Genomic DNA, 18,876 nt, shown 5'->3' on the forward strand with positions numbered 1-18,876 from the left:
TCCGGGTCAATCGTGCCGGTCGATAAAGGCAAGCGCCTCGGCGCACATGTCATCGAAGGTGGCTGAGCCTTCGAACATGAAATGATCGTCGCCAGCGAATTCCGCATATTCGGCCCCTTCGATCAACCGCGCCATCAACCTGCCTTGCGATACCGGCGCAATGCGGTCGCCCGAGGCATGCAACACCAGCACCGGCACACCAAGCCGCCGCGCCTCTTCGACACAATCAAGCCGCGCGTTCATCCTGAACAGTTCCAGCGCATTTTCGGAAGATACGGTCAGCCGCTGCATTTCATCAAAGGCCTTCTGCTGCTCCGGCGCCAATCCGGGCGCAAAGCTCGAGGTGAAGAACTGGCGAAAGATCGGGTTGGGCAGGCCCCAGCCATCTTTGATCATCCTGCAGGCCGCCTCGTAAAGCAAGGTCTCCTCCTGGCTCTCCCGCATCAACCGCCCCTGAAGATAGCCGCCCCAGATCACGAGGCAACTTACCTTCTCGGGGTGGCGCAGAGCGTAGCGGATCGAAAACCCCGCTCCCTGGCTGGCCGCGAAGATCGCGAAACGGTCCAATCCCGACGCCGCCACGACCGCTTCCATATCCGCGATCATGGCATCGCTGGAAATCTCGGGCACATCCCAATCCGAAAGGCCATTGCCCCGCTGATCGAACCGGATCAGCCGCGTATTCTCCGAAAACCGCCGCAGGAACCCTGACCAAAGAGGGTTCCCCCATTCATATTCCAGGTGCGTCATCCAGTTCGGCGCCTTAAAAACCGGCTTTCCTTGTCCGGTCTCCGCCCAGGCGATCTGCGTTCCGTCCGCCGACCGGGCATAGCGCACATGCTGCGCACGCGCTTCCCGGAACTCGGGGGGCGGTTCGGGCCGCTCGAGGCTCCATTGCCAAACCCGGATCGGCCGGGTGAGGTTCTTGACGCGCTGGCTGCCCAGATCGCGGAAATGTTCACCCAGCCGGTCAAGCACCGTCTGGTGCACGATGTCCGAAATCGCCACCCCACCCGGTTCCGCCAATGCCTCGAGCCGCGCCGCAACATTCACTCCGTCACCGAACACGTCCTCCGCATCCACGATCACATCGCCGATATTGATCCCGACGCGATAGACGATGCGCCGGTCGTCTTCCAAACTCGCTTCCCGCCGGGCCATGTCCGATTGAATGTCGATCGCGCATCGCACTGCATCCTGTGCCGAGGCGAACTCGGCCAGCATGCCGTCGCCTGTCGTCTTGACGATTCGTCCCCGGTTGCGGGCTATCTCGGGGTCGATCAGCTCGCGGCGATGCCGCTTCTGGCGGGACAGCACCCCCTCTTCATCCTGTTCCATCATTCGCGAAAACCCGACCATGTCGGCGGCGAGGATCGCGGCAAGTCTGCGTTCCATAAAAATCTCCTGCTGGCGCAGGACACAGTTTAGCACGCAGGACGGTTTCGCCCAAAACCTCAGATCAGGAACCCGCCCGCCCCCTCGTGGCGCAGAAGCCAGACCTTGCTTTCAACCCCACCCGCGCCGGAGAAGCCTGTCAGCCCCTTGGCCCCCATAACCCTGTGGCAGGGAATGAGGATCGGGATCGGATTGCCGCCACAGGCTTGCCCGACCGCCTGCGCCGGGACTCCGAGATCATTGGCAATCTCGCCATAAGTCCGCGTGTATCCGAAAGGGATCGCCCGCATCGCGTCACAAACCGCGCGCTGAAACGCCGAGCCACGCACGCGCAAAGGCAGGTCGAACACCTCCCGCGTCCCGGCAAAATAGTCAGCCAACTGCGCCTCCGCGTCCTGCAAAACGGCACAATCTGACGAGCGCGCCGGCACGCCGCCCCAATCCAATGCAACAATCGCCCCGTCCTGTGCGGCAATCCGCATTGCCCCCAAGGGGCTCTCCATCCAGCGCTCTTCCATACCCCATCCTGCCAATGAAAAAGGCGCCCGGCAAGCAGGGCGCCCTTCTCTTCATTTTGCCCGAAATACTCCGGGGGTTTGGGGGCCGGCCCCCAATTCATCATGCGGTTGGAGGCTGGATCCTAATCAGCTCAGTGCCTCGTCACAACGGCCGCAGACCGCAGCATGCGCGTGGCTGCCCACATCCGGCAGGATTTTCCAGCACCGCTGACATTTCGCACCGTCCGCCTTTTCAAAGACCACGCCCACGCCTTCAACCTCCGGCATGCGGAAAGCTTCGGCAGGCAGCGGATCACCGGTCAGGGATACGCTCGATGTGATGCAGACATCGGCAAAGTTCACGCCCTTCAGCGCGATCAGCACCTCTTCATTGCGTACATGCACGGTCGGTGCCGCTTCAAGCGACGCCCCGATCACCTTGTCGGTCCGCTGGATTTCCAGAGCCGCGGTCACGACACGGCGCACTTCGCGCACCTGCGCCCATTTCGCGGCCAGGGGCTCGTCCAGCCAATCCGCAGGCGTGTCCGGGAAGTCCACGAGATGCACCGAGGACGCCTCCCCCGGGAACCGCTCGAGCCAGACCTCTTCCATGGTGAAAACAAGGATCGGCGCCAACCACGTGGTCAGGCGATGATAAAGGATATCAAGCACCGTGCGCGCTGCCCGACGCCGTGCCGTGTCACCGTCGCAATAAAGCGCGTCCTTGCGGATATCGAAATAGAAGGACGACAGGTCCACGGTGGCAAAGTTGAACACGGCCGAGAACACACCCTGGAAATCAAACGCCGCGTATCCGGTGCGTACCTTGTGATCCAACTCGGCAAGGCGATGCAACACCCAGCGCTCCAGCTCCGGCATATCCGCCAGTTCCACCCGGTCGGCCTCACTGAATTCCGACAACGACCCCAGCATGAAGCGCATCGTGTTGCGAAGGCGGCGATAGCTGTCCGCCACCCCCTTGAGGATTTCCGGCCCGATCCTCTGATCGGCGGTGTAATCGGTCTGTGCAACCCACAGACGCAGGATATCCGCGCCGTATTGCTGCACGACCTTCTCGGGCACGATGGTATTGCCAAGCGACTTGGACATCTTGTTGCCCTTCTCGTCCAGCGTGAACCCGTGGGTCACCACGTTGCGATAAGGCGCGCGCCCCTTGGTGCCACAGGCCTGCAACAGCGAGGAATGGAACCAGCCGCGATGCTGGTCGGTACCTTCCATATAGACGTCGGCAATCCCGTCCTTGGTCCCGTCTTCGCGGTCGCGCAGCACAAACGCATGGGTCGATCCACTGTCGAACCAAACGTCCAGCACGTCATAGACCTGCACCCATTCTTCCGGGTCATACTCATTGCCAAGGAACCGCGCCTTCGCGCCTTCGGCATACCAGCAATCCGCGCCCTCTTGCTCAAAAGCCTCGACGATCCGCGCATTCACCGCCGGGTCCTGCAACAGGAACCCTTCGTCACTTGGCAACGCATCCTTCTTCACAAAACAGGTCAGCGGCACACCCCAGGCCCGCTGGCGGCTCAGCACCCAGTCCGGGCGACTCTCGATCATCGAATATAGCCGGTTGCGGCCCGCCTGCGGGGTCCATTTCACCAGCTTGTCGATCGAATTCAGCGCCCGCTCGCGGATGGTATCGCCCATCTCGCCCTGCCCGTCCTCGATGTCCCGATCGACGGCGGCAAACCATTGCGGCGTGTTGCGGAAGATCACCGGCGCCTTCGAGCGCCAAGAATGCGGATAGCTATGCGTCACCCGGCCCCGCGCGATCAGCGCACCAACCTCGGCCAGCTTGTTGATCACCGCTGTATTGGCGCCGCCCTCTTTGCCCTTTGGCGTGATGATCACTTCACCGCCGAACAACGGCAGCGACGCGCGGAACGATCCGTCTTCGATCACGTTATGGGTCATCTGAAGCCCGTGCTTCACCCCAAGGATAAAGTCGTCCGCACCATGGCTCGGCGCGGTGTGCACGAACCCGGTCCCAGCCTCGTCGGTCACGTGGTCGCCGGGCAGCATCGGCACATCATAGTCCCATTCGCCTTCGCCGCCCGCGACCCCGCGCAGCGGGTGCGCACAGATCAAAAGGTCAAGCTGCTCGGCGCTCACATCGCGCTTACGGACGAATTCCTCGACCTTGGCCGCCTTCATCACGTCCTCGGCAAGGTTGTCGGCCAGAAGATAATGCTCGCCCTTCTGGGCCCAGTTGCCCTCCGGCGCTGCCGTGACCTTGTAAAGGCCATAGGAGAGGTCCGGGTTGAACGCCACGGCGCGGTTCGACGGGATCGTCCACGGGGTCGTGGTCCAGATCACCACGTTCACGCCAAGAAGCTGCGAACGCGCGCCGGTTCTCTCCACCGCCCGCACGATGGGGAACTTGACCCAGATCGTGTGGCTCTTGTGGTCGTGGTATTCGATCTCGGCCTCGGCCAGCGCGGTCTTTTCCACCGGCGACCACATCACGGGCTTGGACCCCTGATACAGCGTGCCATTCATCAGAAACTTCATGAATTCCCCGGCAATCACCGCCTCGGCATGGTAATCCATCGTCAGGTAGGGCTTTTCCCAGTTGCCGGTGATCCCCAGCCGCTTGAATTCCTCGCGCTGGATGTCGACCCACTTGTCGGCAAAGGCGCGGCATTCCTGACGGAACTCGACCACGTCCACCGCGTCCTTGTCCTTGCCCTTGGCACGGTATTGCTCTTCGATCTTCCACTCGATCGGCAGGCCGTGACAATCCCAGCCCGGCACATAGCGGCTGTCATACCCCATCATCTGATGGCTGCGCACGATCATGTCCTTGATCGTCTTGTTGAGCGCGTGGCCGATGTGCAGATGCCCGTTGGCATAGGGAGGCCCGTCATGCAGCGTGAAGGGGTCGCGCCCTTCTTTCTCACGCAGCTTGTCATAAACCCCGATCTTTTCCCAGCGCTCCAACCAAGCCGGCTCGCGCTTGGGCAGGCCCGCTCGCATCGGAAAATCGGTCTTGGGCAAGTTCAGGGTGTCTTTGTACTCAGGTGTATCGGCGCACATCTTTGGCGTCCTTCATCTATCGGTCGTATCGGAATGGTTGGGGCGGCGCGACATCTCAAACGCCTTGTCCCGGCGGCTCGTGCTTCAGAGCGCCGGGCATATAATTCGAATAATGATCGCGTGGCGGGGCATCATCATGCCGGTCTTATAGGCCCGCGTGAAACCAGCGTCCAGAGGGTTGAAACGCGGCGCTTTGGCCCTTTTCCCTTCTTGCCTGCAACACTAGTGTGCCCACACAGAGAGCGAGACCTGAACATGCCCCCCATCCCACCACGCTTTGACATCTCCCGCGAAGACATCGCCCGCGTTGTTGCCGCGTTCTATGCGCAAATCCGCCAGCACCCCGGTCTGGGTCCGGTCTTTGCCGTCCACGTGAACGACTGGCCCGCGCATGAGGAAAAGATCACCCGCTTCTGGGCCAACGCGATCCTTTACGAGCGCAGCTATGACGGCAATCCGGCACAAATCCACAAGGACGCCCGCAATGTCCGCCCCGGCATGTTCGAACCCTGGCTGGCGCTCTTTGACATGACATTGAAGCGCGAACTCGCCCCCGAACAGGCCGCCTCTTGGTCGGCTCTGGCACACACAATCGGGCGCAGCCTGCGCGCCAGCGTCGTCGAACGCCAGAAAGGTCCCGGCGGCGTCCCGATCCTGCGCTGACGGGCCCGGGCGCGGCAATGCGTATCATTGCCCTTGCGTCAACGCTCCGGTTTCCTGACCCGGTAACGATTGACGGACCTTTGCCATGACCTCTACGCCCACCGCCGAAGCCACCCTGAGCGCCGAGCAGATCGACCGCGTGACCGCGCGGTTTTATGACCTTATCCGGGAGGATGACACGCTTGGCCCCGTATTCGCCGCGACCGTGACAGACGATGCCTGGCCCGCGCATGTGGCCCGCGTGGCAAGCTTCTGGCGCAGCACTCTGCTGGGCGAGAACAGTTATCAGGGCAATCCGCTCAAGGCCCATAATCAGGCCAGCACGATGCAACTGGCCCATTTCGATCCCTGGCTGGCCCTGCTCGACACGGTCCTGTCCGAAGAACTCTCGCCCGATCAGGCGCGCGCCTGGTCCATGGTCGCCCATCGCCTCGGCAAACGGCTGAGCATGGGTATGCAGGGCAAAGTCCCACCCCATCTGCAAGAGTGACGGTTCAAACCGACACAATACCGACGTGATACCGACGCAAAACCGCAAGGGTTTCTGCACTGGGCATCTGCTTCATTTTGCCAAAAATACTCCCGCCGGAGGCGTCCCAACGGCGCCTCTTGCACCTCGCTCACGGGTGGAACAGTGACCCCACTCCAAAGGCAATCGCGGCTGCCGCACCACCGATCGCCAGCGTCTCGAACCCCGACCGCAACCACGGTTCCGGCGACCAAAATGATTTGCTGGCGCCGATGACAAAAAAGACCACCCCCGTCATCGCCGCAGACCATGCAAACGCATCCAATACCCCAAAAACAAAAGGCAAAAGCGGGATCAGCCCGGCCACGAGAAACGCCAGGAACGTCGCCACAGCGGCCCGCATCGGGTGCGGATCCACACCGGCCAATCCGTATTCGCCTTCCAGCATCAACTGAATGGCGGCCTCTTCATTGGCCGTAATCGCATCCGCCGCCGCCTCCAGAACCTCCCCTTCCAGTCCCTTAAGGCGCAGGATTTCCTTGATCTCCCGACGCTCGCCCTCTGGGTGCTCACGAAGATGCCGCTTCTCAACCCTCCGCAACCGGCGCGCATGATCCAGCTCCGCCTTGGTTCCCGAGTAATTTCCCGCCGCCATCGAAAACCCGTCCGCCAGCACGTTCGCCAGCCCCAGCGCCACGATGATCAGAGGCGACAGCCCCGCGCCGGCCACGCCCGCGACAATGGCAAAGGTCGTGACCGACCCGTCGATCCCGCCATACACAAGATCCCGCAGATACCCCCGCCCTGGCGGTGCACCGATGCGCTGTTCAACTTCGCTCTGGGAATGGCCGTGATCCTTCATGACCCCAAGATGCCAGACCTTTCCCACTGCCTCCATGCGGCAGATCAAACCACGAAGACCGCCGGGCATCGCATGATGCACCGCGTTATCCCGAGCGCTCGAACAACCCCGTCAACGCCCGCTTGACCAGCCCCGAAACCGACGGGCGGCGCCCCGCGCCGAAGGGCAACGGGCGACAGACTTCCATCGCCGCCACCCCGACACGAGCCGTAAGGGCGCCATTCACAAGCCCCTCGCCAAACCGGCGGCTCAACTTGGCCAGCGCACCGCCCCCCGCCAGCGTTCCGATCAGGTCATCGCCCACGGCGACGGCCCCGGTGGCCACGAGATGCGTCATCACCGCCCGGAACAGGCGCCAACTGCCCAACGTCCCTGCGCGCCCGCCGTAAATCTCGGCCACACGCCGGATCATCCGCATATTCGCCGTCAACGCCGCCACCACATCCGCCAGCGCCAACGGCACCAGCGCAGTGACTGTGGCCACCTGTCGTGCAGCCGCCTCCACTTCCCGTCGTGCCGCTTCATCCAAGGGGGTCATCACCTCGGCTTCGGCCAGCTGCAACAGGGCATCGCCATCCATCACGTCACCGCGCCGCTCTGCCAGCCGTTCCCGGCCCCAACGCGTATCCTCGCGTCCGCGATAGAACCGGGTCAGATCGTCTACGACCACGCGCGCCTCGGCCAGCGTCCCGCCCGCTTGTGCCGCATCCGCCCGCTGGCGCAGCTGGTCGACCCGGCGCAACCGCGCGAATCCGGCCAGCTCCTTGAACATCATGGCCACTGCCACCAGTAGCAACGCCGCGCCGATCCCCGTCACGGTCCAACCCAGAACTGGTGACCGCGCGACCATCCCGGTCACGAAATCCCAAGCCGCCACTGAAACAACCGCCCCGAGAAACGCCGCCAGCAACGCCCAGAACCACCGCGCAAGCCGCGACGACCGCCGCGCCCCCAGCCGCGCCGCGACCTGCATCGCCTGCCCCTCCGGCAAAGGCGGTGTCACATCCGGCACCGGGGCGGCTTCGGCCACGTTCACGGACGGCTTGCCGTCCAAATCAATCAACACAGGCCCGTTGGTCACAACCGATCTCCAATCAGGAATTGCGCGGCCCGGTCCAGCCGGATATGCGGTGGCCCCTCGCCGGGGCGCAGACTGAGGGGCGCGGGCGCGAATCTCATCACTTCATAGTCCTGCCCAAGCCAGGTTTCGGCCCCGTCCCGCGCCGGAACCAGCAATTGCGACGGATCATCGGGCAAGGCCCCGGGGTAAAATGCCGCCTGCCGCCCGGTGTCGAGCAACCGCCCCCGCACACAGTCCAGCGCCTTGCCCTCATGAGAAATCGTTTCTTCCACCGTTGCCCTGAGCGCCGCCAGCGACAGCGCGCTGGTTTCCGCCCCGGCAAACTGCGCCCTGTCCGCCGCATCTCGGGTCAGCGCCTGCATGATCGCGGTCAGTTGCGGGTGCTGGGAATGGTGCAGATGATCGGCCTTGGTCGCCGCAAACAGAATCCTCTCCACCCGTTTGCCCAGAAGGAGCCGGGACAGGAACGCGTTCCTACCGGGGCGAAACGCCGACAGGATATCCGCCAGCCCGCCCCGCATGTCTTCCACCGCGCGCGGCCCGTTATGAATCGCGCCAAGCACATCGACCAGCACCACCTGCCGGTCAATCCGCGCGAAATGGTCCCGAAAAAACGGCTTCACCACCTGCGCCTTATAGGCCTCGAACCGCCGTTCGAACGCCCGCCACAAAGAGCGCTTTCCGGCCGGCGCCACCTCCGTCAAAGGCGCAAAGGTCAAAACGGGCGATCCCTCAAGGTCGCCCGGCAGCAAAAACCGCCCCGGCGTGCAATCGGAATACCCCGCGTTGCGCGCGGCGTTGAGGTACTCGGTAAAGGCCGCGGCAAGCGCCTTGGCGCGCGGCTCATCAAGCTCCGCGCCTCCATCTGCCGCCTGCATCAGCGCGCAATAGGCTTCGGCCTCGGCACGCCCGGCAATGCGCTCCAGAACCTCACCACTCCACTGCTCATAGCTTTTGTCGAGCAGCGCGAGGTCCAGCAACCACTCCCCCGGATAATCCACGATATCAAGGTGGATCGTGCGCGGCCCCTGCAACCCCGAGAGCAATCCCGAGGGGCGCACCCTGAGCGACAGGCGCAATTCGCTGATCGCCCGCGTGCTGTCGGGCCAATGCGGCTCCGGCCCGGTCAGGGCCGCAAGATGTTTCTCATAATCAAAACGCGGCACCGTGACATCCGGCTGCGGCTGCAAAAATGCTGCGTCAATGCGGCCTTCCGAGGCGGCCACCAGCTGCCCCATACGCCCCCGATCCATCAGGTTGGCCACCAAAGAGGTGATGAAAACGGTCTTGCCCGACCGCGCCAACCCGGTCACTCCCAAACGGATCACCGGCTCGAACAACGCCTCCGATACCGCGTCGCCGATGGATTCGACCCCGCGTGTCACGCTGTCCGCAATTGTGGAAATGACCAAACCCACGGCCCCTTTGACTGCTTCGCTTGGAACCTAAGCCCTGCCCCCGCCCTTTTCCAGTGGGCCAAGACCGCTTCATTTCCCCCTTGGAATGGTCTAAAGCGCGGCCATGCCAAGATATGCCCTTCAGGTCGAATACCACGGACACCCCTTTGCCGGCTGGCAGCGCCAGGCCGATCAGCCTTCGGTGCAAGGCGCAATCGAGGCCGCGCTTGCGCGTCTTGAGCCGGGACCGCACACAATCGCCGCTGCCGGGCGCACAGATGCCGGAGTGCACGGGCTGGCTCAGGTCGCCCATTGCGACATGACCAAGGACTGGGATCCCTTTCGCCTGTCCGAAGCCCTCAACCATCATCTCAAGCCCGCCCCCGTCGCCATTCGCAACGTCGCGCGTGTCGCGGATGACTGGCACGCCCGCTTTTCCGCGATCGAGCGGCGCTACCTCTTTCGCATCCTCATGCGCCGCGCCCCTGCGACGCATCAATCCGGCCTCGTCTGGCGCGTGAACCACAGGTTGGACGCAGACGCCATGCAGCGCGGCGCCGACCACCTCATCGGTCATCACGATTTCACCACCTTCCGCAGCTCCATCTGTCAGGCCGCCAGCCCGGTCAAAACCCTTGATGAACTGCGCGTCGAACAGGTCGATACGCTCTGGGGGCCGGAAATCCACTTTCATGTGCGCGCTCGCTCCTTTCTGCACAATCAGGTCCGCAGCTTTGTCGGCACGCTCGAAAGGGTCGGCGCGGGCGCCTGGACGCCCGAAGACGTGGCCGTCGCACTCGCCGCTCGCGACCGCGCCGCATGTGGCCCTGTCTGCCCGCCCCAAGGACTTTACCTTGCCGGTGTCGGCTACCCCGACGACCCGTTCACCTGACAATCTCTTCCATTTGCCAAAAATACCCCAAGGGTGAATTGGCCCTCGGCCCAAATGAGGACTCACCCCCTCCAACCCCAACGAACCAAGGCCAAACGCCACCAGCTTACCTTGCGGAAACCCTTGACCCGGCCCGTCAATCTGGTGCTATCTGACCTCCATCAGAACCGCATGAGGCCTTAAATGTACCAGCCCGCCATCACCGGTACCGGTGTCTTCACCCCTGAAAACGTGATCACCAATGACGAGTTGGTCCAAAGCTTCAACGCTTATGCCGATCTGGTAAACGCTCAAAACGCCGACGCCATCGCCGCGGGTACGATGGAGCCGATAGAACATTCCTCGACCGAGTTCATCATGAAGGCATCCGGCATCAACCAGCGCTACGTGATCGACAAGACGGGCGTGCTGGACCCGAATGTCATGCACCCGCTCCTGCGCCAGCGCAGTGATGACGAACCCTCGCTGATGTGTGAAATGGCGCTGGACGCCTGCCAGAAGGCACTTGGTCAGGCCGGCGTCGACGCAGGTGACATCGACCTCGTGATCTGTGCCGCCTCCAACATGGAACGCGCCTATCCTGCGGTCGCTGTCGAAATACAGAGCGCGCTGGGAGCCAACGGCTTTGCCTTCGACATGAATGTCGCCTGTTCCTCGGCCACGTTTGGTATTCAGGCCGCCGCCGACATGATCCGCTCGGGATCGGTGCGCAAGGCCATCGTCGTGAACCCCGAAATCTGTTCGGCGCACCTGGAATGGCGCGACCGCGACTGCCACTTCATCTTCGGCGACGTGGCCACAGCGACCGTTCTGGAACGCAGCGAGGACGCCAAGGGTGATTATTTCGACGTGATCTCGACCCGCTGCGCGACACTGTTCTCCAACAACATCCGCAACAATAACGGCTTCCTGCGCCGTTCGCGCCCGGACGGTCTCAAGGATCGCCGCGACATGCAGTTCATGCAGAATGGCCGCAAGGTGTTCAAAGAGGTGCTGCCCCTTGTGTCCCAGCACATGCTCGATCACCTTGCCGACGAAGGTGTCGGACAGGATGACTTGCGTCGCATCTGGCTGCACCAGGCCAACAAGACCATGAACGACTTCATTGGCAAGAAAGTCCTTGGTCGCAGCCCCGAGCCTGGCGAGCAACCCAATATTCTCCAGGACTACGCGAACACCTCGTCCGCCGGGTCGATCATTGCCTTCTCGAAATACTCCGATGACATCGCTCCGGGCGAACACGGCATGATCTGTTCCTTCGGGGCCGGTTACTCGGTCGGTTCGGTACTTTTGCGCCGACATTGATTTGGATCATTTGCGGCTGGCGATTCGAAATCGCGATGCCAACCAGCATCAAGACCCTGTCTAATTCACCAGTGGATTCGGCTAATACTGTCAAAATTAACAGTCACGTATTACCCAATAGTTTGGGATTCCTTACCAGACACGCACTCTTCCCTAAGGTAATCTCGTCTTTGGAAGGAGCTTGAGCCGCACATGGCTGCATCCCCAGGCGGTCGCGGATCGGGCGTTCGGGCGGAGAATTCTCCAATCACCTTCTGCTCTGTGCTGTCCCGTGCAGAGGATCAATCGAGATGCACACCCGTGCACATCGGTTTTCCTGTAGGTCATTTCATGACGTCTGGGTGTTCCGGTTATCCGGGACACCCAATTTTTTGTCCTCCGAAAAACCGGGGCTTTCCCTAGCGGCTGCGAAACTTGCCCGGACCGTTTTCGGAGACACCCATTTCCACCAGAACCGAATCCCGCCCATCCCCCCGGTGGCTCAGCGGGTCGGGCAGCAAACCGGAGCTCATGGCGAGTGCGGCCAGCTCGGCGCGGTTGCTCAAGCCGGTCTTGTTCAGAAGGTTGTTCATGCGCTGGCGCACCGCGGACACCGAGATCCCCAACTGTTCCGCGATCACCTTGTCCTGCAAGCCGGCACCGATCATTTCCAGCAACTCGCGCTGTTTGTCGGAAATCGCGTTCCGCTCGACGAACTCGGCCGCGAAATGCATCATGTAGCGCTGATGTCCCATCAGCGCAGCGGCATTCAGAACCCATCCATGCGTCTGGATGATCCGTTTCATGTCCCGCTTGCTGTGATTGCCAGAAAACGTGATCAACGCGGCCTGCGCGGGCGCATGCACCCGCAGTGGAATCGAGAAGCCGGCACGGATGCCACGTGAAGCGGCTTCGCGCAGCACCTTGTAGCGCGCCTCGGGGATATGGTGGTACTCGTCGACAAACTCCAGCCCGACCGCAATCGGTGTCAGGTGGTGCATCGCGTGCGTACGGAAATAGGACCACTTGGCCAGGTCCGGGTCTTTGTTGACCGCATTGAGCCAGGTCGAATCGTAAGAGGTGCGGATAAAGAGTGTTTTTTTCCAGTCGGCGTAGTTATTGGCCGAAATGAAGTCGATATAAGGCAGGTTCAATGTCCGCCCCAGACGGACAATCAGCCGCCAGACATCCGCCGAGTGCGACGTGGCCTCAAGGCCCACCAGAAACTCCTGCAACAGCTCCGGCACATACTGTTCGGCTGCTGTCAGGGGGCGGCGGTTCTGGCCATCCTCCATCGCCCTAGACCGTTTCCTCTTCGAGATGCAGCTTCATGTCCACAAGGACCTGCTGCAGCGCCACCGTCTCGCGCAAAAGCCGTTTGGCCTCGGTCACGGTGATGATCCCGTCCTCGATCGACTGGCTGTATTCCGCCATCAGCACGGCAAAACGCTGGCTCAGGGCGATCACATCGGAGTTCACACCGCCCTTTTCGTCGGTATTGCGGCGACGTTCGTCATGGGACAGCGTGATGCCCTGCAATTCGGCAAGCGCTGCGGTGACATGCGGGTAAGAGGCCGCCTCTTCAAGCGCAACCACGGCGTCGATCGGCATGAACCGGTCTTCGTGTTCGTCATGGGCCGAATAATAGCGCCCCAGTGTCGCCTTTGACTTGCCGGTCAGCTTGCACGCCGCCTCGATCCCCACATCCTTGACGAGGGCCTCCGAATGTTTCTTCAAATAGCTTCCGACGACGCCCATACCCATGCTCCGAGTCTACCACCCATTCCCAAAACCGGGGAATGTTACAAGTCTTTTCCCATTAATAACTTAAGCCCGATTTGTCATTCAATAATTGCTTGTGACGTCGCGGGCATGTGTGAGTTTCCGGCACTGTTACGTCGGATACTACGGGTACGCCTCCCTTTGCATCCCGCCAGGGGAGGCGTATTCCCCGTCTGCAGGAAAGCCCGCCTCCCATCCCGGTGGGACTTTCCGCAGCAACCCTCTTGCGCACGCCCGCTACACCGTCCTATCACCGCGCGCATGGCCAAGCTCTACTTTCACTACTCGACCATGAATGCCGGCAAATCGACCGTGCTTTTGCAGGCATCCCACAACTACCGCGAACGAGGCATGCAGACGTACCTTCTGACCGCGCGGTTTGATGATCGTGCTGGCAAGGGCAAGATCGCCTCGCGGATTGGTATTTCTGAGGACGCGGACACATTCGGCCCGGACACAGACCTGTTCGCGCAGCTTCAAACCCGCCTCGTCGAAGGTCCAGTCACCTGCGTCTTCATCGATGAAGCCCAGTTCCTGACCGAAGATCAGGTCTGGCAGCTGGCGCGCGCCGTGGACGATCTGCGCGTTCCGGTCATGTGCTACGGGTTGCGCGTCGATTTCCAAGGCAAGCTGTTCCCTGGTTCTGCCGCGCTGCTCGCCCTGTCGGACGAAATGCGCGAGGTGCGCACGATCTGCCATTGCGGCAAGAAAGCCACCATGGTCGTGCGTCAGGACGAAACCGGGGCCGTGCTGCGCGAGGGCGCGCAGGTTCAGATCGGCGGCAATGAAACCTATGTCTCGCTGTGTCGTCGCCACTGGCGCGAAGCGATGGGTGATCTGCCGACCGACACCGTTGCCTGAAAAAAGCTCTCAGGCGTCAACCGACGGCGGGAACTCAACCGGGGACCCATCCGGCCCGGTGGCCTTGAGGCGCCCTGTTTCAACATACGACCGCGCGCTTTCGTGAATGCGTTCCGAGCGATCCCGCCCAACGACCCGACGCTTGCGTAGCAGGAACATCTTGCCCCAGCCGCGCCACGTCCCGACCATGGGCGCGTCCGCATCCGTCGCGAAACGCGCGCGCCATCCGTCCGGCAGGCGCACGTCGCAGCTTTCCAGCTTTTCCAGCATCCACACCAGCGGGATATTCGACAGGGGCCGCGCCGCGTCATAGCCGCCAAGCATGCCGCCCACATCGCCATGTGCCCCCCGAAACCAGACCTGTTCGGCCCGCCCGTCCCAGCTTTCGGGGCATTCCCAAAGCACCGGCTCGAACACTTCGCGGGTTTCATCAAGCGCCAGCGCGTGGAACCCGTGTTTCACTGACGGGCTCAGGTGGTGGTTGTGATGCTGATGACGATCCTCGGTCAGGCGCCACAAGACAGGCAACCGCAGCCCCAACGCCTTGACCGTGTCCCAGACCCCGACCATCTCGACCATGATATCTTCATGGCAATAAGCCTTGGCGAAAACACGGGCGGCATCGCTTTCCGGAGCCCACTCATAGTGGCGATAGGCGGTGCGAATATTGCGCTCGGTGGCGCAGGCCGTCCGTAACAGCCCCACCCGGTCAATGACCCCGGCCAGCGAGCGCACAGCAAACGCCCCGCGCGAATATCCCATGAGCACGATCCGGTCTCCGGGGCGGTAGCGTGACGCCAAATATCCGTAGGCGCGTCTGATCTGTCGATTGATCCCCCGCCCCATCATCACGTCAAGCGTATGGCGCCAGCCGGGCCACTGCACCCCCGCCTCGTAATAAAGAGACACCTCCGCGCCCATCTCCTGCAAAAGGCGATAGGTGAGGCCGGCATTGGTCTCCTGCCCGGGCTCCAGAGTCGACATCGTGCCATCAAGAATGATCACATGGGTCTGCGGTCCGCGACGCGCAACGGCTGCGGAATGGTCTTCGCTCGCGCGCCGACCAAGCCATCCGAGAAGTCGTTCATGCAGCCGTCTGAGAGGCATCCCTTAGCATTTCCCATACACGCAGCGGTGTGAAGGGCATATCCGCCTGACGCACACCGTGTTCCCACAAGGCATCCTGCACCGCATTCGCCGCCGCCGCCATAGCGCCCACGGTCCCGGCCTCGCCACAGCCTTTCATCCCCATCGCATTTGCCGTCGACGGGACCGCCTCGGTGGTGAACCGGATCATCGGCAGATCCCCGGCGCGCGGCATGGCGTAATCCATGAAAGTCGCAGTCAGCAACTGCCCATCCTCGTCAAAGACGACATGTTCCATCAACGCCTGTCCGACGCCTTGCGCCACCCCGCCATGCACCTGCCCCTCGGCCAGCATCGGGTTGATCAGGTTGCCAAAATCGTCGACCACGTCATAGCGGTCGACCGTGACCTGCCCTGTCTCGGGGTCAATCTCGACCTCGGCAACATGCGCCCCGTTGGGGAAAGAGCGCGCCTCAAGTGTCATGCGCGCCTCGTGGCGGAGCAGGTCTTCGCGCCCATCGGCTCGCGCCATCTCTGCAGCCTCAAGCATCGTCGGATGCAGGTTTGACCCGTCGGCGCGGAACTGCTCATCGTCAAAGCGCACCGCTTCGGGATCAACCCCCATCTTTTCAGCCAGAAATGGCGTGAAGGCCGCGATCATCTTCTCGACCGTTACCAGCGTGGCCGAATTCTGCACCGTGACCGATCGTGACCCGCCGGTGCCGCCGCCCTGCGCAATCCGGTCGCTGTCGCCCTGCACCACCTCGATCAGATGCGCGGGAATCCCCGTCTGGTCCGACAGGAACTGGGCATAGACCGTTTCATGCCCCTGTCCATTGCTTTGTGTCCCGACATAGATCGACACGGTGCCATCCTCGTTGAACTCGACCTTCGCCCCTTCCGAAGGATCGCCCAGAATGCTTTCGATATAGTAACACAAACCCCGCCCACGCAGTTTTCCCTTGGCCGAGCTGGCCGATTTACGCGCCTCAAACCCGTCCCAGTCAGAGAACGCAGCCGCCCGTGTCAGCACCCGATCGAAATCGCCCACATCATAGGTTTCCCCCGTCGCCGTCTTGTACGGGAACGCCTCTTTCGGAATGAAACTGCGTCGCCGCAGCTCCAGCGGATCCACCCCCAATTCGCGTGCAGCGCGGTCCATCAGCCGTTCCAGCACGTAAATCGCCTCAGGCCGCCCGGCCCCGCGGTAGGCATCCACGGGCGTCGTGTTGGTATAGACCCCCTCGACCCGCAGCCACGTATCCTGAACGTCATAGACCCCCATCAAAACCCTGCTGAACAGGTTGGTCTGAATGGCCTGGGCAAACTGTGAATTATAGGCCCCGAGATTGCAGGTCGTGTGCACGCGATAGGCAATCGCCTTAAGGTTCTCGTCAAACGCCATTTCCGCCATCGACACGAGGTCACGCCCCGCGTTGTCCGACAACATCGCCTCGGTTCGCTCCGCCATCCAGCGCACCGGCCGCCCAACGATGCGCGCGGCCTGCGCGATCACGAAAGGCTCGTTATAGACCATGGCCTTCATGCCGAACCCACCACCCGTATCGGGGTTGGTCACGCGCACCTGCTCAGGTTCCATCCCGAAAATACGGGCCACCTGCGCCTTGGGCACCCAAACGCCCTGTGCGTTTACCGCGACATGCACCCGTCCGTCTTCCCATTCGGCATAGCTGCCGCGCGGCTCCAGCGAATTGACGATCACCCGGTTGTCGCCAACCTCAAGCCGCACCACATGCGCCGCCTTGGCAAAGGCGGCCTCGGTCGCCGCCTCATCCCCCAATCCCCAGTCAAACGCCCGGTTTTCCGGCGCTTCTGCGTGCAGCGTCTCGCCGCCCACGGCCAAATCCACATGTGCGGGCAGATCGTCAAAATCGAACAGGATCATTTCCGCCGCATCACGTGCATGCGCCAGTGTTTCTGCCACCACCACCGCAATCGGCTCCCCGACATAGCGCACACGGCCCTCGGCCAACAAAGGCCGTTTGGGACCGGCGCCTTGCGAACCATCCCGGTTCTTGACCCGCGCGCCCAAAAGCTGCGCATCCAGCCCCGCCGCCTCAAGGTCGGCCTGCGTCAGGACGCAATGCACACCCTCGGCCTCAACCGCATCGCTGACATCCAGTTCCGTGATTTCGGCATGTGCCACCGGCGAGCGCAGGAAAAACGCATGAAGCCCGTCCTTGGGCGCGATGTCATCCACATACCGCCCCTGCCCGGTCAGAAACCGCGAATCCTCGACCCGCCGCACCGGCTGGCTTTTACCGAACTTTTCCATGCACCTGCTCCCCGCGCGTCAGATTGTTAACATGGAATGTAAACGGCGCGGGCAGCTTGTCCAGAGGCGGGGCGGCTCACAATGCCGCGACGGTGACGACCTCCTGTCGGCCATAGCCGTTGAACCCGGTCGAAATCGACGCGGAATAGGCCCCCATCGCCCGGATCATCACGTAATCCCCTTCGGCAATCTCCTGGGAAAGCGCCATGCGGTCCGGCAAACGGTCGATACTGTCGCAGGTCGGCCCGAATACTACCTTCTGCGCCTTGACCCCACCAAGCTCCGCGCCGTCCGGGCGCATCACCGACACCCGGTCGGGCGCTCCGATGTCACGCAGTTCCGTCAGCGACCCATAAACACCATCGTTCAGAAACACCGCGTCCCCGCGCACCGCCTTGACCCGAAGCGCCAATGTAAAGCTCTCGGCCACCATCGCCCGGCCCGGCTCACACACCAGCGCGGGACGCGCGGTACCAAAGGCGCGGTTGGTCTCGGACGCAATCCGGTCAAAAATCGCCTCAAGATCAGGGGCCGCTCCCCGGCGATGGGCGGCAAAACCGCCCCCCACATTCAACCGCTTCAAGGTCACCCCCGCGCGGCGCGCCACATCCGCCGCTTCCACAATATACACCGCCCATGCCTGCGGATCGGCGCATTGCGTGCCCGGATGGAAGGTCAGGGAAACATCAAATCCCATCGCGCGCGCCTTTTTCATCAGCGCAACCGCCTGGTCCGGGTCGGCCCCGAATTTCTCACCAAAATCATAGGCCGCCCCCGGCACCGGCATCCGCAGCCGCACCGCGATCTCGGTACCATGCCGTGGAACATCGGCCAGCTTGTCCAACTCGCGCGGGCAATCCACCGACCAGCTCGCAATGCCATGCCCCACCGCCCCGGCGATCTCGGCCACCGACCGCACCGGGTTGTGATAGTGCAGCACCGCATCCGCCTTGGCCTGCCGCACCTTTGCCATCTCGTTCAGCGAGGCGACATCAAACGCCGCCAGCCCGGCCCCTACGAGGTTATCGAGCACTGCCGCCTGGTCATTGGCCTTGACCGCATAGGTGACCAGCCCGTCAAACCCGGCTTCAAACCGCCGTGCCGTCGCCTGCAACACGTCCGGCGCAAAATACAAAACCGGGTCATCCGGCTGAAACTTCTTGAGATGCCAAGTGGGAGAAGGCCAAAGGGCCGGTTGATTGCGCATATCTGCCTCACGTCCTGTTTCTTTTTAGATTCCCCCGGTTTTCGGTC

16 protein-coding genes are annotated in these 18,876 nt (G+C 62.3%); 5 read left to right on the forward strand and 11 right to left on the reverse strand.

Annotated elements, in window-relative coordinates:
* Nucleotides 1–6: 6 nt before the first annotated feature.
* The 3 genes from ACS3QZ_RS10355 to ileS form a co-directional block, all read right to left on the reverse strand.
* Nucleotides 7–1,395, reverse strand: a complete 1,389-nt coding sequence (locus ACS3QZ_RS10355; RefSeq protein WP_456037755.1) for an alpha/beta fold hydrolase — start codon at nucleotides 1,393–1,395, stop codon at nucleotides 7–9.
* Between the two features lie 59 nt (nucleotides 1,396–1,454).
* Nucleotides 1,455–1,913, reverse strand: a complete 459-nt coding sequence (locus ACS3QZ_RS10360; protein ID WP_456037756.1) for a methylated-DNA--[protein]-cysteine S-methyltransferase — start codon at nucleotides 1,911–1,913, stop codon at nucleotides 1,455–1,457.
* 126 nt (nucleotides 1,914–2,039) lie between these two features.
* Nucleotides 2,040–4,949, reverse strand: a complete 2,910-nt coding sequence (gene ileS / locus ACS3QZ_RS10365; protein ID WP_456037757.1) for an isoleucine--tRNA ligase — start codon at nucleotides 4,947–4,949, stop codon at nucleotides 2,040–2,042.
* A 255-nt stretch (nucleotides 4,950–5,204) separates the two neighbouring features.
* On the opposite strand from ileS, the gene ACS3QZ_RS10370 reads away from it, so the two are divergent.
* Nucleotides 5,205–5,612, forward strand: coding sequence for a group III truncated hemoglobin (locus tag ACS3QZ_RS10370; protein WP_456037758.1), 408 nt, complete (start codon nucleotides 5,205–5,207; stop codon nucleotides 5,610–5,612).
* 85 nt (nucleotides 5,613–5,697) lie between these two features.
* A complete protein-coding gene (locus ACS3QZ_RS10375; RefSeq protein WP_456037759.1) occupies nucleotides 5,698–6,102 on the forward strand; it encodes a group III truncated hemoglobin in 405 nt (134 codons plus the stop codon).
* Nucleotides 6,103–6,232: 130 nt separating this feature from the next.
* Here the strand turns inward: ACS3QZ_RS10375 and ACS3QZ_RS10380 are convergent, their stop codons facing one another.
* From ACS3QZ_RS10380 to ACS3QZ_RS10390, 3 genes are all read right to left on the reverse strand, one after another.
* Nucleotides 6,233–6,943: a VIT1/CCC1 transporter family protein gene (locus ACS3QZ_RS10380; protein ID WP_456039329.1), complete on the reverse strand. Its 711-nt coding sequence runs from the start codon at nucleotides 6,941–6,943 to the stop codon at nucleotides 6,233–6,235.
* Between the two features lie 85 nt (nucleotides 6,944–7,028).
* Complete coding sequence (locus ACS3QZ_RS10385) at nucleotides 7,029–8,024, reverse strand: YcjF family protein (protein WP_456037760.1); 996 nt, start codon at nucleotides 8,022–8,024, stop codon at nucleotides 7,029–7,031.
* Complete coding sequence (locus ACS3QZ_RS10390) at nucleotides 8,021–9,436, reverse strand: YcjX family GTP-binding protein (protein ID WP_456037761.1); 1,416 nt, start codon at nucleotides 9,434–9,436, stop codon at nucleotides 8,021–8,023. Before ACS3QZ_RS10390 ends, ACS3QZ_RS10385 begins: the two co-directional genes overlap by 4 nt.
* Before the next feature lie 109 nt (nucleotides 9,437–9,545).
* On the opposite strand from ACS3QZ_RS10390, the gene truA reads away from it, so the two are divergent.
* On the forward strand, nucleotides 9,546–10,313 hold the full coding sequence (truA, locus tag ACS3QZ_RS10395; RefSeq protein WP_456037762.1) for a tRNA pseudouridine(38-40) synthase TruA: 768 nt from the start codon (nucleotides 9,546–9,548) through the stop codon (nucleotides 10,311–10,313).
* A gap of 183 nt (nucleotides 10,314–10,496) precedes the next feature.
* The gene (locus ACS3QZ_RS10400) at nucleotides 10,497–11,618 is read left to right on the forward strand and encodes a beta-ketoacyl-ACP synthase III (protein ID WP_456037763.1); all 1,122 of its coding nucleotides are present in this window, start codon (nucleotides 10,497–10,499) and stop codon (nucleotides 11,616–11,618) included.
* A 398-nt stretch (nucleotides 11,619–12,016) separates the two neighbouring features.
* On the opposite strand, the gene ACS3QZ_RS10405 is transcribed toward ACS3QZ_RS10400, so the two are convergent.
* Nucleotides 12,017–12,892 (reverse strand): helix-turn-helix transcriptional regulator, encoded by an 876-nt coding sequence (locus ACS3QZ_RS10405; RefSeq protein ID WP_456037764.1) that lies wholly within the window; start codon nucleotides 12,890–12,892, stop codon nucleotides 12,017–12,019.
* A 4-nt stretch (nucleotides 12,893–12,896) separates the two neighbouring features.
* On the reverse strand, nucleotides 12,897–13,355 hold the full coding sequence (locus ACS3QZ_RS10410) for a hypothetical protein (protein ID WP_093092518.1): 459 nt from the start codon (nucleotides 13,353–13,355) through the stop codon (nucleotides 12,897–12,899).
* Nucleotides 13,356–13,640: 285 nt separating this feature from the next.
* Here ACS3QZ_RS10410 and ACS3QZ_RS10415 point away from each other — a divergent pair, with 285 nt between their 5' ends.
* Nucleotides 13,641–14,240 carry a thymidine kinase gene (locus ACS3QZ_RS10415; protein WP_456037765.1) on the forward strand — a complete coding sequence of 200 codons (600 nt, stop codon included), beginning with the start codon at nucleotides 13,641–13,643 and terminating at the stop codon, nucleotides 14,238–14,240.
* A gap of 9 nt (nucleotides 14,241–14,249) precedes the next feature.
* Here the strand turns inward: ACS3QZ_RS10415 and ACS3QZ_RS10420 are convergent, their stop codons facing one another.
* From ACS3QZ_RS10420 to ACS3QZ_RS10430, 3 genes are all read right to left on the reverse strand, one after another.
* A complete protein-coding gene (locus tag ACS3QZ_RS10420; protein ID WP_456037766.1) occupies nucleotides 14,250–15,347 on the reverse strand; it encodes a T6SS phospholipase effector Tle1-like catalytic domain-containing protein in 1,098 nt (365 codons plus the stop codon).
* On the reverse strand, nucleotides 15,325–17,622 hold the full coding sequence (locus tag ACS3QZ_RS10425; protein WP_456037767.1) for a xanthine dehydrogenase family protein molybdopterin-binding subunit: 2,298 nt from the start codon (nucleotides 17,620–17,622) through the stop codon (nucleotides 15,325–15,327). Before ACS3QZ_RS10425 ends, ACS3QZ_RS10420 begins: the two co-directional genes overlap by 23 nt.
* Before the next feature lie 76 nt (nucleotides 17,623–17,698).
* Nucleotides 17,699–18,829 carry a type III PLP-dependent enzyme gene (locus ACS3QZ_RS10430; protein ID WP_456037768.1) on the reverse strand — a complete coding sequence of 377 codons (1,131 nt, stop codon included), beginning with the start codon at nucleotides 18,827–18,829 and terminating at the stop codon, nucleotides 17,699–17,701.
* Nucleotides 18,830–18,876 lie beyond the last annotated feature (47 nt).

The organism is Shimia sp. W99, assembly GCF_053851455.3.

What these genes read in the sequence shown, in the direction of transcription:
- ACS3QZ_RS10355 (WP_456037755.1), bottom strand. Translation starts at nt 1,395, where the DNA reads ATGGAACGCAGACTTGCCGCGATCCTCGCCGCCGACATGGTCGGGTTT.
- ACS3QZ_RS10360 (WP_456037756.1), bottom strand. Translation starts at nt 1,913, where the DNA reads ATGGAAGAGCGCTGGATGGAGAGCCCCTTGGGGGCAATGCGGATTGCC.
- ileS (WP_456037757.1), bottom strand. Translation starts at nt 4,949, where the DNA reads ATGTGCGCCGATACACCTGAGTACAAAGACACCCTGAACTTGCCCAAG.
- ACS3QZ_RS10370 (WP_456037758.1), top strand. Translation starts at nt 5,205, where the DNA reads ATGCCCCCCATCCCACCACGCTTTGACATCTCCCGCGAAGACATCGCC.
- ACS3QZ_RS10375 (WP_456037759.1), top strand. Translation starts at nt 5,698, where the DNA reads ATGACCTCTACGCCCACCGCCGAAGCCACCCTGAGCGCCGAGCAGATC.
- ACS3QZ_RS10380 (WP_456039329.1), bottom strand. Translation starts at nt 6,943, where the DNA reads ATGAAGGATCACGGCCATTCCCAGAGCGAAGTTGAACAGCGCATCGGT.
- truA (WP_456037762.1), top strand. Translation starts at nt 9,546, where the DNA reads ATGCCAAGATATGCCCTTCAGGTCGAATACCACGGACACCCCTTTGCC.
- ACS3QZ_RS10400 (WP_456037763.1), top strand. Translation starts at nt 10,497, where the DNA reads ATGTACCAGCCCGCCATCACCGGTACCGGTGTCTTCACCCCTGAAAAC.
- ACS3QZ_RS10405 (WP_456037764.1), bottom strand. Translation starts at nt 12,892, where the DNA reads ATGGAGGATGGCCAGAACCGCCGCCCCCTGACAGCAGCCGAACAGTAT.
- ACS3QZ_RS10410 (WP_093092518.1), bottom strand. Translation starts at nt 13,355, where the DNA reads ATGGGCGTCGTCGGAAGCTATTTGAAGAAACATTCGGAGGCCCTCGTC.
- ACS3QZ_RS10415 (WP_456037765.1), top strand. Translation starts at nt 13,641, where the DNA reads ATGGCCAAGCTCTACTTTCACTACTCGACCATGAATGCCGGCAAATCG.
- ACS3QZ_RS10420 (WP_456037766.1), bottom strand. Translation starts at nt 15,347, where the DNA reads ATGCCTCTCAGACGGCTGCATGAACGACTTCTCGGATGGCTTGGTCGG.
- ACS3QZ_RS10425 (WP_456037767.1), bottom strand. Translation starts at nt 17,622, where the DNA reads ATGGAAAAGTTCGGTAAAAGCCAGCCGGTGCGGCGGGTCGAGGATTCG.
- ACS3QZ_RS10430 (WP_456037768.1), bottom strand. Translation starts at nt 18,829, where the DNA reads ATGCGCAATCAACCGGCCCTTTGGCCTTCTCCCACTTGGCATCTCAAG.